General features: G+C 68.4%; 1 protein-coding gene. It reads left to right on the top strand.

All coding sequences use genetic code 11. From position 1 onward, the window contains the following. Positions 1 to 402: Ig-like domain-containing protein (locus ACLEJU_RS28715; protein ID WP_440776787.1), on the top strand; the 402-nt coding region annotated here is incomplete at both ends.

Here is a 402-nt window from a genome sequence, read left to right on the forward strand (position 1 = left end):
ATGGCACCTTCATCATCGACCTGGCCCCGGCTGCCCAGCCGGGCGAGCAACTGAGCATCGTGCAGACCGACCCCGCCGGCAATGCCTCCACCGCCGTCGACTATGCAGTGCCCAGCACCACCGTACCGACCAGCCCGACCGACCTGACCGTGGCCGCCGATGGCAGCAGTGTCAGCGGCAGCGCCCAGGCCGGCACCCGGGTGGATGTGCGCGATGCCAACGGCACCGTGGTGGGTAGTGTGCTGGTCGGTGACGACGGCACCTTCACCGTCGCCCTCTCCCCTGCGCAAGCCAATGGCGAATTGCTGAACGTTACCGCCGTCGATGCCGACGGTACTTCGTCGCTGCCTGCGCAGGTCAGTGCCCCGGACATCACCGCGCCAAGCGCACCTGCCGACCTGA

Origin of the sequence: Pseudomonas sp. SMN11 (assembly GCF_052041945.1) — a bacterium.
GTDB lineage: Bacteria > Pseudomonadota > Gammaproteobacteria > Pseudomonadales > Pseudomonadaceae > Aquipseudomonas.